The sequence below is a fragment of the Microbacterium sp. A20 genome (genome assembly GCF_004794515.1).
Lineage (GTDB): Bacteria > Actinomycetota > Actinomycetes > Actinomycetales > Microbacteriaceae > Microbacterium.
Window position 1 is genome coordinate 1 of the sequence record NZ_SSDF01000045.1, and the last position, 14915, is coordinate 14915.

Genomic DNA, 14915 nt, shown 5'->3' on the forward strand with positions numbered 1-14915 from the left:
CCGGTCGCACTTTCTGTCGCGCTCGCGGCTCCCGGGCGGCAGAAAGTGCGACCGGAGGCGAGGGGCGAGGGCTGGAAGCGAGGGGCTGGAGGCGAGGGGCTGGAGGCGAGGGGTGGGGTGGGGAGGGGTCAGCGCGGAGTGTGCGCCTCGAGGAACTCGTACACGTCGGTCGTGTCGACGCCGGGGAACGCGCCGGTCGGCAGGGTCGCGAGCAGCGTGCGGGGCGTCTTCACGTTGGGCCAGGAGTTCTCGCGCCAGCGGCCTTCCAGCTCGGCGGGCGCCCGGCGGCAGCACACCTCGACCGAGTGCTTCGAGACGCCGCGGTGCGAGGTGTCGCGCCCCACAAACCACTTCGTGTCGTCGAAGCGCACGCCCACGCTCACCGAGTGCAGCCCCTCGCTCGAGGACTCGACCCGGGCGGTGCACCAGTAGGTGCCGTTGCCGGTGTCGGTGTACTGGTAGTACGGGTTGAAGCGGTCGTCCTCATCGAACACGACGCGCGAGGTCCACCGCCGGCAGCACATCTGCCCCTCGATGGCACCGAGGCGGTCGGTCGGGAAGTTCACGTCGTCGTTCTCGTACGCCTTGGTGATCGTGCCCGACTCGTGCACCTTGAGGAAGTGCACGGGGATGTCGAGGTGCCGCGTCGCGAGGTTGGTGAAGCGGTGCGCGGCCGTCTCGTACGACACCGAGTAAGCATCGCGCAGGTCTTCGATCGAGATCGCTCGCCGCTGCTTGGCATCCTTCAACGCGGGGACGACATGCGCCTCCGGGATGAGGAGCGCACCGGTCAGATAGTTGGTCTCGACCCGCTGCCGCAGGAACTCGGCATAGCTGCGCGGCTCGGAGTGGCCGAGAATACGGCTCGACAGCGCCTGCAGCACCGCGGTGCGGGCGTCCCCCTTCGCGGGCACGCTGCTCGACAGGTACAGCCGGCCGTTCGCGAGGTCGGCGACACTACGGGTGGTCTGCGGCAGGTCGGGGGCGTAGTGCAGGGTGAAGCCCAGGTAGGCGGCGATCTCGGATGCGGTGCGCTGGGTCAGCGGCCCGCCGGGGTGGCCGACCGCCGCGAGGATCTCGGCAGCCTTGGCCTCGAGGTCGGCGAAGTGGTTGTCCTGCCGGCGCATCAGATGCCGCAGCTCGACGTTCGCCCGCCGGGCCTCCTCGGGCGTCGCGGCGCGCTCGTCCTTGAGCCGGTCGATCTCCCCGTGCAGCGCGAGCAGGGCCTTCAGAGCATCCGTCGGCAGACTCTTCGCGATGCGGAACGGCTCGATGCCCAGCGCCTGGAACGTCTGTCCCTTCATCGCGCGTTCCAGGGCGATCTCGATGGCACTGCGCTCGTCGAGCGGCTCCCCCTCCAGCAGCGCGTCGATCGTGACCCCGAGCGCTCGGGCGATCGCCTGCAGCTGGGTGAGCTTGGGTTCGCGCTTGCCGGTCTCGATCATCGACATCTGGCTCGGCGCCCGATCGACGGCCGAGGCCAGGTCGTCGAGGGTCATCCCCTTCGCCGTACGGAGCCGGCGGATCCGTCGACCGATCGTGAGGGCGTCGGTCTCTTCTGCCTCAGAGCTCTGGGTCCCTGAGCTCGTCGATGGGCTCATGGCGGCGATTCTGTCACAGAAACAGAATTTCGCACGATCTTCTCTCCGAAATCGGTCGTCGGATATCCCGAACTTCACCCACAGTGGAACCACGCCACCCCGGCACCGCAGCCGGATCCACCGAGGAGACACCATGACGAACACCGCCCACACCCCGACGCCCCGCCCCGCCGGTCTGCGAGCCGGCGACCAGGTTCAGACGGCCGCCGAGCTCCAGGAGATCTGGGACACCGATCCCCGCTGGGACGGCGTCGAGCGCACCTACTCGGCCGACGACGTCATCCGCATCCGCGGCTCGGTCCGGGAGGAGTCGACCCTCGCGCACCGCGGTGCCGACAACCTCTGGAACCTCCTGCACACCGAGGACTACGTCCGGGCGCTCGGCGCCTACACCGGAGGTCAGGCCGTGCAACAGGTGCGGGCGGGCCTCAAGGCGATCTACCTCTCCGGATGGCAGGTCGCCGCAGACGGCAACCTCGCCGGTCAGACCTACCCCGACCAGTCGCTGTACCCCGCGAACTCGGTGCCGGCGGTCGTGCGCCGCATCAACAACGCCCTCATCCGCCAGGACCAGCTGGAGCACGCCGAGGGCGAGACCACGCAGGATTGGCTCGCGCCGATCGTGGCCGACGCCGAGGCCGGCTTCGGCGGACCGCTGAACGCCTACGAGCTCGCGCAGTCGCTCATCCAGTCGGGAGCCGCGGGCATCCACTGGGAGGACCAGCTGGCCAGCGAGAAGAAGTGCGGTCACCTCGGCGGCAAGGTGCTCGTGCCCACCCAGCAGCACATCCGCACGCTGAACGCCGCCCGCCTCGCCGCTGACGTGGCGGGTGTGCCGACCGTCATCATCGCCCGCACGGATGCCCTCGCCGCCGACCTGCTCACCAGCGACGTCGACGAGCGCGACCAGCAGTTCACCACCGGCGAGCGCACCACCGAGGGGTTCTACCGGATCCGCCCAGGTCTGGAATCGGTCATCAGCCGCGGCCTCGCCTTCGCCCCGTACGCGGACCTGCTGTGGGTCGAGACGGGAGAGCCCGACATCGAGCTCGCGCGCAACTTCGCCGCCGCCATCCACGCGCAGTTCCCGGGTAAGCTCCTGGCCTACAACTGCTCGCCGAGCTTCAACTGGAAGAAGCACCTGTCGGACGCCGAGATCGCGACGTTCCAGCAGGAGTTGGCAGACCTGGGCTACAAGTTCCAGTTCATCACCCTCGCCGGCTTCCACGCCCTGAACCACTCGATGTTCGACCTCGCCCGCGGCTACGCCGATCGCGCCATGAGCGCGTACGTCGAGCTGCAGGAAGCCGAGTTCGCCGCCGAAGCCCACGGTTACACCGCCACCAAGCACCAGCGCGAGGCGGGCACCGGCTACTTCGACGTCATCTCCACCGCGCTCAACCCCGACAGCGCGACGCTCGCCCTCGCCGGCTCCACCGAAGCCGCGCAGTTCCACTGATCCGTCGAGACCCCCGGTTCTCGTCGAGACCCCGCGCTGTCAGCATCCACAGCCCGGGGTCTCGGCGACAAGCCGGGGTCTCAGCACACGTAAAGGACTCGATCATGACCACTCCCACCGCTCCCCCGACCACGGCTCCGATCCAGACGACCCAGCAGGGTCCCGCGATCGAGGTCACCGGCGCCCTGCGCGACCGGTACGACGAGATCCTCACCCCCGAGGCCATCGCCTTCCTCACCGAGCTGCACCACCGCTTCGCGTCGCGCCGTCACGACCGCCTCGCAGACCGGATGCGCCGCCGCTTCGAGATCGGCAACGGGCACGACCCCCGTTTCCGCGAAGACACCGCTCACATCCGCGAGGACCGCGACTGGCGCGTCGCCGGTGCCGGGCCCGGCCTCGAGGACCGCCGCGTCGAGATCACCGGGCCCACCGACCCGAAGATGACCATCAACGCCCTGAACTCCGGGGCGCGGGTGTGGCTCGCCGACCAGGAGGACGCCACGAGTCCGACCTGGAAGAACGTCATCGAGGGCCAGCTCTCGCTGCGGGACGCCATCCGCGGCGAGCTGTCGTTCACCTCGCCGGAAGGCAAGGAGTACCGCGTGACGGCCGAGCGCACGCCCACGATCGTGATGCGCCCGCGCGGGTGGCACCTGCCCGAGAAGCACATCGCGTTCATCGACCGTGCCGGTCGTCGCACCTCGGCATCCGGATCGCTGGTCGACTTCGGCCTCTACTTCCTGCACAACGCGCAGGCGCTGATCGACGGAGGCCGTGGACCGTACTTCTACATCGCCAAGCTCGAATCGAGCGAGGAGGCGAAGCTGTGGGACGACGTGTTCTCGTTCAGCGAGGAGTACTTGCGTCTCCCGCACGGCACGATCCGCGCGACCGTGCTGATCGAGACGCTGCCGGCGGCGTTCGAGATGGACGAGATCCTCTACGAGCTGCGCGATCACTGCGCGGGGCTGAACGCCGGCCGCTGGGACTACATCTTCTCGATCATCAAGAACTACCGCGGCCGCGGAGCCCGCTTCGTGCTCCCCGACCGCAGCGAGGTCACGATGACGGTACCGTTCATGCGGGCGTACACCGAGCTGCTCGTGCAGACCTGCCACAAGCGGGGCGCCTTCGCGATCGGCGGCATGAGCGCGTTCATCCCGAACCGCCGCGACCCCGAGGTGACGGCACGCGCGATCGAGAAGGTCACCGCCGACAAGAAGCGCGAGGCCGGAGACGGCTTCGACGGCACCTGGGTGGCGCACCCCGACCTGATCCCCACGGCTCAGGCGGAGTTCGACGCCGTGCTGGGGGACCGCCCCAACCAGGTCGACCGTCAGCGCGACGACGTGCACGTCGAGGCCCGCGACCTGCTCGACCTGCACATCGGTCGGCCGATCACCGCGCAGGGCGTGCGGGACAACGTGTCGGTCGCCATCCGCTACCTGGAGGCCTGGCTGCGCGGACTGGGTGCCGTGGCGATCGACAACCTGATGGAGGATGCCGCGACGGCCGAGATCAGCCGCTCGCAGGTGTGGCAGTGGATCCACCAGGACCGCACCACACAGGACGGCACCCCGATCACGGCGGAGTACATCGAGGGGCTGATCACCCAGGTGCTCGCGCAGGCGACGCGCAGTCACGGTGATCGGTACGACGATGCGGCGGAGATCTTCCGCGAAGTCGCCCTGAAGGAGGAGTTCCCCACCTTCCTCACCCTCGGCGCTTACAGCCGGTTCCTGATCGACGAGGACTGAGCGCACGGAGAGAGCCCCCGGGCTGCGGCTGCTGCCGTGGGTCCGGGGGCTCTTCCGCATCCGGAGCCGGCGCCGGAGCCCGTGTCGGCAGGCAGGCGTAGCCTGGAGGCATGACCGACGCCTGGGCGGACATCGCCACTGAGTTCCTGCACTTCTACCCGCGCGGCCGGCGGCTGCTCGCGGTGGCCGGCGCGGATGCCGAGCGCTCGCGACAGGCGGCTGACGACCTCACGAGCGCGCTGACGGCGTCGGGGCAGCAGGTCATCCGCGAGCACTCGCCGGAAGGTGACGAAGCCGGGCTCCGCGCCGTGGTCACCGCGTTCCGCGAGGGCCCGAAGAGCGACGAGGTCCTGCTCGTCTCCGGGCCGGCGGCCCTGCTCGGCGAGCGCACCAGGGGCATGTGGAACTACGCGGTGTGGCAGCTCGCCGGCGACGAACCGCCGCACACGGTCGCCGGGTCGATCGTCGACGTGAGCGACCCCGCGCATCCGGCGCGACGGTTCGCCGACTACTGCTCGCTGCCCGCCTCGTACGGAGCCTGATCCGCGAGCCCGCTCAGCGCGCGTCGCCCGGTTCGGCGTCGAGGCGCGCGCGGACCTCGTCGTCCAGCACCAGGTCGGCCGCCCCCAGCGCCTCGTCCAACTGCTCGAGCGACGACACCCCGACGACGGGGATGACCGGGACCTCACCACCGAGGAGCCACGCGAGCGCGACCTGATTCGGCGTCGCGCCGATCTCGGCCGCGACCTCGTGCAGCAGCGCACGACGGGCATGGCTGGTCGGATGATCGACCCCGCCCCACAGCGGCTTTTCGAGACGCGCGATCCCACCCTGATGCAGCGGGGAGTACACGGTGATGGCGAGCGGCGGCCGGTCGGGAGTACCGGTGGATGCCGCGTAGTCGAGCAGGTCGGGCGTGACGAAGTTGTTCCGCCCGATGCGCGGCGCGGGATACAGGTAGCTGTACTGCTGCTGCACGACACCGTACGGGGCGATGCCCTGCCGCTGCGCCTCCATTCGCGCTTCGACCACGCGCCAGGTGGGCACGTTGGAGATGCCGGTGATGCCGACGAGGCCCTGTTCCTGAAGCTCACCGAAGGCACCGACCGTCTCGGTGAGAGCCACATCGCGGTCGTCGACGTGGCCGTAGAGGACGTCGATGTGGTCGATGCCGAGGTGGCGGGCACTCTCCGGCGCCTGCCGACGGATGACCTCGGCCGAGAGGCCCTCGAAGTTCGTCGGCGGTGTGTTCGACAGCGGCTTCGACGGGTCCTTCTGCGCGGCGCCGAGCTTTGTGGCGATGCGGAGCGTGTCGCGATTGCCGCGGTCGCTCATCCAGTGCCCGAGCAGATCTTCACTGTCGCGGCCGGCACCACCCGCCCAGAGACTGTAGTTGTTGGCGGTGTCGATGAAGGTGCCGCCCGCCTCGACGAAGCGGTCGAGGATGGCGCGCGAGGTGTCCCCGTCGGTGCGGGTGCCGAAGTTCATGGCTCCCAGGCACAGCGTCGAGACGTCGAACGAGGTGCGGCCATCGGAGAGGGTGCGGTACTGCATGGTGTTCCTTTCTCGGGGATGGCTCCACGGTAGGGAGTGATCGGCTCGGGGATACACTCCAATCACGATGCAGAACACCAGACCGATTCTTGCGTGGGACACGCTCCTCGACGTCGTTCCGGCGAGCGGCTCCGGCGTTGCCGGACCGCTGCGGGACCGAGTGGAGACCGCGCTACGCCGCGCCATCGACGAGAGTCGCCTCTCCCCCGGCGCCGCCGTCCCGCCCAGCCGCATTCTCGCGGAGACGCTCGGGGTCTCGCGCTGGGTCGTGACCGAGGCGTACGGACAGCTGGTGGCCGAGGGTGTGCTGGAGGCGAGGACCGGATCGGCCACCCGCGTGGCGGAGCGGCAGGAGATGCCGGACGCCACCCGGGGCATCGAACATCCCGTGCCGCGCGACCCCGCGCCGGCATCCGCACCGCCCATCCGCTACGACCTGCGTCCGGGCATCCCCGACCTGCGCGCCACTCCCCGATCGCGGTGGGCGGCAGCGCTGCGCGCCGCCCTCGCAGCGCTCCCCGACCAGGACCTCGCCGCCGCTCACCCGTCCGGCTACGCACCGGCGCGCGAGGCGGTCGCCGCGTACCTCTCGCGCTCGCGGCACGCGGTCGCCGACGCCACCCGGATCACGATCACCCACGGCGCCACCGACGGCATGGGACTGCTCGCCCGGGAACTGCACCGCCGCGGCCATCGGACGATTCTCGTGGAGGATCCGAGTTGGCCGCGGCTGCGCGCAGTCGCCGAAGACAACGGCCTGCGCCCCATTCCGGTGCCCGTGGACGGCGACGGCATCGACACCGGGCAGCTGCGCTCGCTCGCATCCGGCACCGGGGCCATGGCCGCCCTCGTGACTCCCGCCCACCAGTTCCCCCTCGGCGCGGCGCTCGCCCCCGCCCGCCGCGAGGAGTTGGTGCGCTGGGCCAGGGATAGCGACGCACTGGTGATCGAAGACGACTACGACGCCGAGTTCCGCTACGACCGCCGGCCCGTTCCCGCCCTGCAGCGCCTCGCACCGGACCGCGTCGCGCTCATCGGCTCGCTGTCGAAGTCGGTCTCGCCCGCGCTGGGCCTCGGATGGATGCTGCTCCCTCCGGGCATCGCTCCCCCGGTCTCGACGGCGCCGCCCTCGCTGATCGACCAGGCCGCCCTCGCGCATTTCGTCACTCAGGGTGACTTCGAGCGGCATCTGCGCGCCTCGCGCACGCGCTTCCGTCGCCGTCGGCAGCGACTGCTCGACGCCTTGACGATCGAACTCCCCGAGTTGTCGGTCGCAGGTATCGCCGCCGGTATGCACCTGGTGCTGACGCTCCCGTCGCATCTACCGGCTTCCGCTGTGGTCGACGCCGGTGCCTCCGAGGGGCTGGCTCTCACTTCGCTGCGCCGCTACACCGACGCGGCCGATCGCCCGGACGCGCTGGTCCTCGGATACGGAGATCTCGACGACACCCTCGTCGAGGAGGCAATCGCTCGCCTCGCGGCTCTCGTCCGATGAAGGCTCGAGCAACGCACACCCGCAACTCCGGTCGCACTTTCTGCCGGATGTCGCGCGTCGACGCGACAGAAACTGCGACCGGAACCGAACTCGAGGCCTTCGACCCCCGTCAGCGGAACGAGGCCGCGACCGAGTTGCGGTGATAGTCGAACACGATGCTCGTGCGGGTGGAGGCGACGCTGCTCTGCGCCGAGAGATGCTCGAGCACAAACTCGCGCATCTCGGACGAGTCGGCGACCGCGATGTGCAGCAGGAAGTCGTCGTCGCCGCCGAGGAAGAACACCTGGATCACCTGCGGCAGCACACGCACCCGGTCCGCGAACTCGACGATGCTCTCGCGCCGTCCGCTCGGGCGCAGGGTGACGCCGATGACGGCCTGGAGTCCGGCGCCCAGCATCCGCTCGTCCACACTCGCGTGGAACCCCGTGATCACGCCGCGGTCGACGAGGGCCCGCAGCCGGGTGTGCGCAGTCGAAGGCGCGACGCCGAGGCGACCGGCGAGCTCGGCGTTCGTCATGCGTCCGTCGGCCGTCATCAACTGCACGATCCGCGCGTCGATCGCGTCGAGGGCGGGCGCCCGAACGGTATTCGGCTCTGAGGCTCCGGAAGTCGTCTCCATACGAAGCATTATTCAGGATGCTGCCTCAAATCGAATCATCTTCAGTGATTCTGTTGTTCCGTCGATGTTTCTGCGATCCTGGTGCCGCACCGCATCAACCCAGGAGGATCAATGAAGATCGGCGTCCCCACCGAGGTCAAGAACAACGAGAACCGCGTCTCCCTCACCCCCGCCGGCACCGATCGTCTGGTGCACGAGGGCCATCGCGTGCTCGTGCAGTCCGGCGCGGGCCTCGGCTCGCGCATCACCGACGACGACTACCGCGCAGCCGGCGCCGAGATCGTGGAGACCGCCGCCGAGGCCTGGGGCGACGCCGACCTCGTCATCAAGGTCAAAGAGCCGATCGCGCAGGAGTACGGATTCCTGCGCGAGGACCTCACCCTCTTCACCTACCTGCATCTCGCCGCCGACCGCGCATTGACCACGGCGCTCGTGGATGCCGGTACCACCGCCGTCGCCTATGAGACGGTGCAGCTGCCCGACCGCAGCCTGCCGCTGCTCGTGCCGATGAGCGAGATCGCGGGACGACTCTCGGTGGTCATGGGCTCACACTCTCTGCTGCGCTCCCAGGGCGGTCGCGGGATGCTGCTGGGCGGGATCGCCGGCACTCCGCGGGCGAAGACCGTCGTGATCGGAGGCGGCGTCGCCGGAGAGCACGCGGCTGCGAACGCGCTCGGCCTCGGATCGAAGGTGACGGTCGTCGACGTCTCGCTGCCGCGTCTGCGCGAGCTCGAACACCGCTACGGCGGCGCGCTGGAGACCCGGGCGTCGAGCCGCTACGACATCGCCGAAGAACTCAAGACGGCCGACCTCGTGATCGGCTCCGTCCTGATCCCCGGCGCGGCCGCCCCCAAGCTCGTGACAGACGAAATGGTCGCCGCGATGAAGCCCGGCTCGGTGCTGGTCGACATCGCGATCGACCAGGGCGGATGCTTCGAAGGCTCGCGGCCGACCACCCACGACGACCCCACGTTCGCCGTGCACGACTCCATCTACTACTGCGTCGCGAACATGCCGGGCGCCGTTCCGGAGACCGCGACCCGCGCGCTGACGAACGCAACCCTCCCCTACGTCTCGGCGATCGCCGGCAAGGGCTGGGAGCGCGCCGCATCCGAAGACGCCGCACTCGCGAGGGGTCTGAACGTGCAGGGCGGACGCATCACGCTCGACGCGGTCGCCCGCGCGCACGGCCTCTGAGGAGGAGATCCTCCGGGCGGCGCGGGCAGCCGGCCGAACCTGAGGGGTCAGAACACGCCGCACGCCCACTCCCCGATACGGCATGTCCTGACCCCTCACGGGGGCGCCGCGGAAAGAATCGACGATCTTGCTGGCGTCCTCGCCCGCACGACGCCCGCGCCCCCGAGTACGCTCGTAGTCGTGACCGAACGCGCTCCTCTCTCCCGCAAGCTGTCCGCCATCGCCGAGTCCGCGACCCTCAAGGTAGACGCCAAGGCCAAGGCCCTCAAGGCCGAAGGCAAGGACGTCATCTCCTATGCCGCCGGTGAGCCCGACTTCGCGACGCCGCAGTTCATCGTGGATGCCGCGGCCGAGGCTCTGGCCGACCCGGCGAGCTACCGCTACACGCCGGCACCGGGCCTTCCCGCGCTGCGTGAGGCGATCGCCGCGAAGACGCTACGCGACTCCGGTCTCGAGGTCTCACCGAGCCAGGTCATCGTCACCAACGGCGGCAAGCAGTCGGTCTACCAGGCCTTCCAGGCGGTGGTGAACCCCGGCGACGAGGTGCTGCTGCCCGCGCCGTACTGGACCACGTACCCCGAGGCCATCCGCCTCGCCGACGGAACGCCGGTCGAGGTGTTCGCCGGCGCCGACCAGGAGTACAAGGTCACGGTGGAGCAGCTCGAGGCCGCTCGCACCGCCCGCACCACCGCGCTCGTCTTCGTCTCGCCGTCGAACCCCACCGGCTCGGTCTACACCGCTGAGGAGACCCGCGCGATCGGCGAGTGGGCACTCGAGCACGGCATCTGGATCATCAGCGACGAGATCTACCAGAACCTCACCTACGAGGGGGTCAAGGCCACCTCGATCGTCGAGGCCGTGCCCGAGGTCGCCGGCCAGACCATCCTGGTCAACGGCGTCGCGAAGACTTACGCCATGACCGGCTGGCGCGTGGGCTGGATGGTCGGCCCCGCCGACGCCATCAAGGTCGCCGGCAACCTGCAGTCGCACCTGTCGAGCAACGTGAACAACGTCGCGCAGAAGGCGGCGATCGCCGCGCTCAACGGCCCGCAGACCGAAGCCGATCAGTTCCGCGAGGCATTCGACCGCCGCCGCAAGCTCATCGTCTCCGAGCTGTCGAAGATCGACGGACTCGTCGTGCCGAACCCGCTCGGCGCGTTCTACGTGTACCCCGACGTGCAGGGTCTGCTGGGTCGCACCTGGGGCGGCGTGACGCCGACCACCTCGCTCGAACTCGCCGACCTCATCCTCGACCAGGCCGAGGTGGCGGTCGTCCCCGGCGAGGCCTTCGGTCCGTCCGGATACATCCGCATGTCGTACGCCCTCGGCGACGACCAGCTGCTCGAGGGTGTGCAGCGCCTTCAGCGACTGTTCGCCTGATCCGCGGAAGCACCGATCCGGTGCGCCGAAGCCCCGGTTAATCGCCGAGACCCCCTCCTATGCGCGTCGCAAGGAGGGGGTCTCGGCATCTACCCGGGGCTTCGACGTCCGGCCCAGACTGTCCGGCCGCGATCAGTCCTCGGGGTGGAAGCCGATCAGCCAGCGGATGCCGTAGCGGTCGACGAGCGTGCCGTCGAAGTCTCCCCACGGGCGCTTCTGCAGAGCGTCGATCACTCGGCCGTCGGCGGCAAGTTTGTCGTACCACCCCGTGAGGGTCAGCGCATCGGCCGTGCCGAGCAGCGAGAGGAACATGCCGCTCATCTGCACGGCGTCGTCGTCGGCTCCGGCATCCGCACCGGCGAGCTCGACCGGTCCGCTCAGCTGGCCGTGCGCGATGGCATCGTCGGGCCCGTCGCGCCGACCTGCCGTGGCGTAGTCGAGCAGCTGCAGCTCGCCGCCGAACACCGAGCGGTAGTGACGCAGCGCCTCTGCGGCATTGCCGGGGAACAGCAGGTACGGGATCAGTCCGCTCATCCCGCGAGTGTAGCCGCGACCGCCGACGCCCTGTAGGCGGATCGCCTCAGAGCTCGACGCCGACCAGCACCGGCTCCGGCTGCAGCACGAGGCCGAACTCGGCGTGCACCCGGCTCTGGATGAACCGGGCGAGCTCGGCGACCTCGCCCGCCGTCGCGCCGCCGCGGTTGGTCAACGCGAGCGCGTGCTTCGTCGACACGGATGCGCGGGAGCGCGGGAGCTTGAACCCCTTGCGGATGCCGGCCTGCTCGATCAGCCACGCCGCGCTCACCTTCACGTCGGAGACGGTCGTCGGCTTCGACAGCGGGACCTGGCCGTCGTAGGAGGCGAGGGGGATCACGGTGACCGCATCGAGGTCGGGGGCGACCGGCCAATGCGGGCACTCCGGTGGCAGCGCACCGGCGACCGCCGCCGTCACGATCGCGTTCTGGAAGAAGGAGCCCACGCCGTGGGTGTCGGGGTCGGCCTCGTCGAGCAGCATGCCCTTCGACGCACGCGTGGCGAGGATGCGCTCGCGCACCCAGCTCAGCGGGACCGGTGTCTCGTCGGTCAGTCCGAGTGCACGACGCAGCTGCTCGCCGCGCACCACCCGCTCACCGGTGATCGCCAGGTCGACGGTGACGGAGAGGATCACGGCACGCCGGAGCGGCACACTGCCGTGGTGGTGCTTGAGGACCGAGGTTCGGAAGCCCAGTCCGAGCTCGGCCGCCGGAACGGTCGAGATCTCACCGGTCGACTCGTCGATGAGCTCGACCTCGACCAGCGTCTCCTGGATCTCCTGCCCGTACGCCCCGATGTTCTGCACGGGAGACGCGCCGACCGTACCCGGGATCCCGCTCATGGCCTCGAGGCCGGCGTAGCCGTGCGCGACCGCGTAGGCGACCAAGTCGTCCCACGAGTGCCCGGCCTGCGCGCGCAGACGGATGCGGCCCGCGTGCGGGGACGGCAGCTCTTCGATCCCCTCGGTGCGCACCCGGATGACGGTGCCCTCGAAGGGTTCGTCGCCGACGAAGAGGTTGGATCCGCCACCGAGGACGAACCACTCGTCGCCGCGCGCCCAGGTATCACGCAGCGCCTCGATCAGGCCCTCGGTCGTCGTCGCCTCCTGCATCCGCTCGGGTGCGGCGCCCGTGCGCAGCGTGGTCAGCTCCGCCAGTCGGACCGGCTCGATCTCCCGCATCACCGCGTCCTCATCAGACGGCGACGCGCAGCTGCGCCTTGACGAGCACGGTGGTCTCGCCGAACGTGACCTTGAGGTCGATGCGCGCGACCTCGTCATCCACCGCGCCGACCGTGGCGACGACGGTGATGTCGGCACCGTCGACCGGGTCGACGACGACCGGCTTGGTGAAGCGCACCCCGTAGTCGAGGATCTTCGTCGCCGGGTCGAGGGCTGCGACGACCACAGACGAGGCGATGCCCATCGTGAGCATGCCGTGCGCGAGCACGCCGGGAAGCCCGACGGATGCGGCGACATCGTCGCGGTAGTGGATCGGGTTGAAGTCTCCGGATGCCCCTGCGTAGCGCACGAGGGATTCGCGGGTGAGATGCACGGTGCGCTCGGCGACCACGTCTCCGACGGTGTAGCCCATCAGGCGGCCTCCCCTTCATCCGTGCTCTCCGCGCCCACCAGAAGCACGCTCGTCGCCGTGACGACATGGGCTCCCGCGGCATCCGCGATCGCAGCCTCGCTGGTGATCATGGCGTTGCCGCCCATCATGCGGATGCCGGTGACGCGCAGCTGCGCGGTGAGCTCATCGCCCGCGACGATCGGTCGCGTGTAGGTGAAGCGCTGCTCGGCGTGGATGGTGCGGGCGAGCACGATGCCCGAATCCTCCTGCGCCAGCAGCTGCTGGAGCGTGAGGTCCTGGATCACCATCGCGAAGGTCGGAGGTGCGACGACGTCGGAGAAGCCGGCCGCGCGGGCGGTCTCCACGTCGGTGTGCTGAGGGGCGTCGGCGAAGACGGCGCGAGCGAACTCGCGTACCTTCTCGCGGCCGACGAGGTAGGGGGCCGTCGGCGGGAACTCCCGGCCGACCAGTTCTTGGTTCACTGCCACCCCTCGATCCTACCGAGGGGTGGCGGTGAACCAGGCCGCGAGGGTGTCAGGCTGCCCGCGCCGACACCGCCGATCCGAGGAGGACCATCCGCATGCAGCGTTCCGCAGCGTCGCGGAGCAACCCCTCCCCCTGCTCCACTGCCTGTTCCAGCGGCATGGGCACCGTGATGATCGAGGCGATGGCACCGATGCCGATGTCGTGCACGGTCGGAGCCCCGACGCCGAGGGAGCCGGCGATGCCGAGCACCGGCACACCTGCCGCTCGGGCGCGCATCGCGATCTCCGCCGGCACCTTGCCGCGGGGCGTCTGGAAGTCGATCGCGCCTTCGGCGGTAATGACGAGATCGGCGACGGCCATCAGGTCGTCGAGCGCCTCGGGCAGCAGACCGCCGTCGAGCAGCACTTCGAAGCGCGGAACGAGGCCTGCGCCGAGCACGGCAGCCAGTCCGGCGCCCAGTCCGCCGGATGCTCCCGTGCCGCCGCCGGTGCGCACATCCATCGCCGCGCCGTATGGGCTCTGCGCTTCCAGCACACCGGCCCAGACGTCGAGGGCGTCCGCGAGCTGGTCCACCTGATCCGGGGTCGCACCCTTCTGCGGACCGAACACCCTCGCCACGCCTCGGGGTCCGCACAGCACGTTGTGGATGTTGCACGCGAGCACGATCTCGACCTCGCCGATGCGCGGGTGCAGGTCCGTGAGATCCAGGTGCGCGGCTTCGATGAGGTGTCGTCCGCCGACGGGAAGCGGCTTCCCATCACGGTCGAGGATGCGCGCACCGAGCGCTTCGAGCGCCCCCGCGCCACCGTCGCTCGTGCCGGAGTCGCCGCACCCGACGACGATGCGCTCGACATCGGAGTCCAGCGCCGCGACGATGAGCTCTCCGACCCCGCGGGTGGTGGTCTCCCCCGGATCGCGCCGATCCCGCGGCACGAGCCGGAGTCCCGCCGCAGCGGCCATCTCGACGACGGCAGTATCGCTGGCGTGGCCGCCGAGCCGCGCCCAGTGCGCGTCCACCGGATCGCCGACCGGTCCGGTGACCCGCGCAGTGACCAGTTGGCCGCCCGTGGCCGCGGCGAGCGCGGCGGCAGTGCCTTCCCCGCCGTCCGGCACCGGATACTCGTCCACCTGGACGCCGGGGATCACCCGGCGGACGCCGGCCGCGATCGCCTGCGCCACGGTCTCAGCGCTCAGGCTCTCCTTGAAGCCGCTCGGTGCGACCAGGATCCGCTGCGGGGTGTGGATCGACATGATTCCTC

At 69.9% G+C, this 14915-nt stretch carries 14 protein-coding genes; 6 read left to right on the top strand and 8 right to left on the bottom strand.

Annotated elements, in window-relative coordinates; genetic code table 11:
- Nucleotides 1-128: 128 nt before the first annotated feature.
- Complete coding sequence (locus tag DW298_RS03035; protein ID WP_136041021.1) at nucleotides 129-1601, bottom strand: helix-turn-helix domain-containing protein; 1473 nt, start codon at nucleotides 1599-1601, stop codon at nucleotides 129-131.
- Between the two features lie 133 nt (nucleotides 1602-1734).
- On the opposite strand from DW298_RS03035, the gene aceA reads away from it, so the two are divergent.
- The 3 genes from aceA to DW298_RS03050 all read left to right on the top strand — a co-directional run bounded on the left by aceA (nucleotide 1735) and on the right by DW298_RS03050 (nucleotide 5362).
- Nucleotides 1735-3060 carry an isocitrate lyase gene (gene aceA, locus DW298_RS03040; RefSeq protein ID WP_136041022.1) on the top strand — a complete coding sequence of 442 codons (1326 nt, stop codon included), beginning with the start codon at nucleotides 1735-1737 and terminating at the stop codon, nucleotides 3058-3060.
- Nucleotides 3061-3164: 104 nt separating this feature from the next.
- Nucleotides 3165-4820 (top strand): malate synthase A, encoded by a 1656-nt coding sequence (aceB, locus tag DW298_RS03045; RefSeq protein ID WP_136041023.1) that lies wholly within the window; start codon nucleotides 3165-3167, stop codon nucleotides 4818-4820.
- Nucleotides 4821-4930: 110 nt separating this feature from the next.
- Entirely contained in the window at nucleotides 4931-5362 is a 432-nt protein-coding gene (locus DW298_RS03050; protein ID WP_136041024.1) for a hypothetical protein, read from the top strand.
- A 13-nt stretch (nucleotides 5363-5375) separates the two neighbouring features.
- Here DW298_RS03050 and DW298_RS03055 read toward each other — a convergent pair whose 3' ends face one another.
- Nucleotides 5376-6374, bottom strand: a complete 999-nt coding sequence (locus DW298_RS03055; RefSeq protein ID WP_136041025.1) for an aldo/keto reductase — start codon at nucleotides 6372-6374, stop codon at nucleotides 5376-5378.
- A gap of 67 nt (nucleotides 6375-6441) precedes the next feature.
- Here DW298_RS03055 and DW298_RS03060 point away from each other — a divergent pair, with 67 nt between their 5' ends.
- Entirely contained in the window at nucleotides 6442-7869 is a 1428-nt protein-coding gene (locus DW298_RS03060) for a PLP-dependent aminotransferase family protein (RefSeq protein ID WP_136041026.1), read from the top strand.
- A gap of 109 nt (nucleotides 7870-7978) precedes the next feature.
- Here the strand turns inward: DW298_RS03060 and DW298_RS03065 are convergent, their stop codons facing one another.
- Nucleotides 7979-8497: an Lrp/AsnC family transcriptional regulator gene (locus DW298_RS03065; RefSeq protein WP_136041027.1), complete on the bottom strand. Its 519-nt coding sequence runs from the start codon at nucleotides 8495-8497 to the stop codon at nucleotides 7979-7981.
- Between the two features lie 102 nt (nucleotides 8498-8599).
- On the opposite strand from DW298_RS03065, the gene ald reads away from it, so the two are divergent.
- Together ald and DW298_RS03075 are read left to right on the top strand one after the other, a co-directional pair.
- Complete coding sequence (gene ald, locus DW298_RS03070; protein ID WP_136041028.1) at nucleotides 8600-9685, top strand: alanine dehydrogenase; 1086 nt, start codon at nucleotides 8600-8602, stop codon at nucleotides 9683-9685.
- A 180-nt stretch (nucleotides 9686-9865) separates the two neighbouring features.
- Nucleotides 9866-11065, top strand: coding sequence for a pyridoxal phosphate-dependent aminotransferase (locus DW298_RS03075; RefSeq protein WP_136041029.1), 1200 nt, complete (start codon nucleotides 9866-9868; stop codon nucleotides 11063-11065).
- A 132-nt stretch (nucleotides 11066-11197) separates the two neighbouring features.
- Here the strand turns inward: DW298_RS03075 and DW298_RS03080 are convergent, their stop codons facing one another.
- The 5 genes from DW298_RS03080 to DW298_RS03100 are packed head-to-tail and all read right to left on the bottom strand — an operon-like array spanning nucleotide 11198 to nucleotide 14907.
- Nucleotides 11198-11599, bottom strand: coding sequence for a VOC family protein (locus DW298_RS03080; RefSeq protein WP_136041030.1), 402 nt, complete (start codon nucleotides 11597-11599; stop codon nucleotides 11198-11200).
- Between the two features lie 46 nt (nucleotides 11600-11645).
- Nucleotides 11646-12779 (bottom strand): UDP-N-acetylmuramate dehydrogenase, encoded by a 1134-nt coding sequence (locus tag DW298_RS03085; RefSeq protein ID WP_136041031.1) that lies wholly within the window; start codon nucleotides 12777-12779, stop codon nucleotides 11646-11648.
- A gap of 13 nt (nucleotides 12780-12792) precedes the next feature.
- Nucleotides 12793-13191, bottom strand: a complete 399-nt coding sequence (locus DW298_RS03090) for a MaoC/PaaZ C-terminal domain-containing protein (RefSeq protein WP_136041032.1) — start codon at nucleotides 13189-13191, stop codon at nucleotides 12793-12795.
- Nucleotides 13191-13658 (bottom strand): MaoC family dehydratase N-terminal domain-containing protein, encoded by a 468-nt coding sequence (locus tag DW298_RS03095; protein ID WP_136041033.1) that lies wholly within the window; start codon nucleotides 13656-13658, stop codon nucleotides 13191-13193. The genes DW298_RS03090 and DW298_RS03095 overlap by 1 nt, the downstream gene beginning before the upstream one ends.
- A 46-nt stretch (nucleotides 13659-13704) precedes the next feature.
- Nucleotides 13705-14907, bottom strand: coding sequence for a glycerate kinase (locus tag DW298_RS03100; protein ID WP_136041034.1), 1203 nt, complete (start codon nucleotides 14905-14907; stop codon nucleotides 13705-13707).
- Nucleotides 14908-14915: the final 8 nt, after the last annotated feature.

What these genes read in the sequence shown, in the direction of transcription:
- DW298_RS03035 (WP_136041021.1), bottom strand. Translation starts at nt 1,601, where the DNA reads ATGAGCCCATCGACGAGCTCAGGGACCCAGAGCTCTGAGGCAGAAGAG.
- aceA (WP_136041022.1), top strand. Translation starts at nt 1,735, where the DNA reads ATGACGAACACCGCCCACACCCCGACGCCCCGCCCCGCCGGTCTGCGA.
- aceB (WP_136041023.1), top strand. Translation starts at nt 3,165, where the DNA reads ATGACCACTCCCACCGCTCCCCCGACCACGGCTCCGATCCAGACGACC.
- DW298_RS03050 (WP_136041024.1), top strand. Translation starts at nt 4,931, where the DNA reads ATGACCGACGCCTGGGCGGACATCGCCACTGAGTTCCTGCACTTCTAC.
- DW298_RS03055 (WP_136041025.1), bottom strand. Translation starts at nt 6,374, where the DNA reads ATGCAGTACCGCACCCTCTCCGATGGCCGCACCTCGTTCGACGTCTCG.
- DW298_RS03060 (WP_136041026.1), top strand. Translation starts at nt 6,442, where the DNA reads ATGCAGAACACCAGACCGATTCTTGCGTGGGACACGCTCCTCGACGTC.
- DW298_RS03065 (WP_136041027.1), bottom strand. Translation starts at nt 8,497, where the DNA reads ATGCTTCGTATGGAGACGACTTCCGGAGCCTCAGAGCCGAATACCGTT.
- ald (WP_136041028.1), top strand. Translation starts at nt 8,600, where the DNA reads ATGAAGATCGGCGTCCCCACCGAGGTCAAGAACAACGAGAACCGCGTC.
- DW298_RS03080 (WP_136041030.1), bottom strand. Translation starts at nt 11,599, where the DNA reads ATGAGCGGACTGATCCCGTACCTGCTGTTCCCCGGCAATGCCGCAGAG.
- DW298_RS03085 (WP_136041031.1), bottom strand. Translation starts at nt 12,779, where the DNA reads ATGCGGGAGATCGAGCCGGTCCGACTGGCGGAGCTGACCACGCTGCGC.
- DW298_RS03090 (WP_136041032.1), bottom strand. Translation starts at nt 13,191, where the DNA reads ATGGGCTACACCGTCGGAGACGTGGTCGCCGAGCGCACCGTGCATCTC.
- DW298_RS03100 (WP_136041034.1), bottom strand. Translation starts at nt 14,907, where the DNA reads ATGTCGATCCACACCCCGCAGCGGATCCTGGTCGCACCGAGCGGCTTC.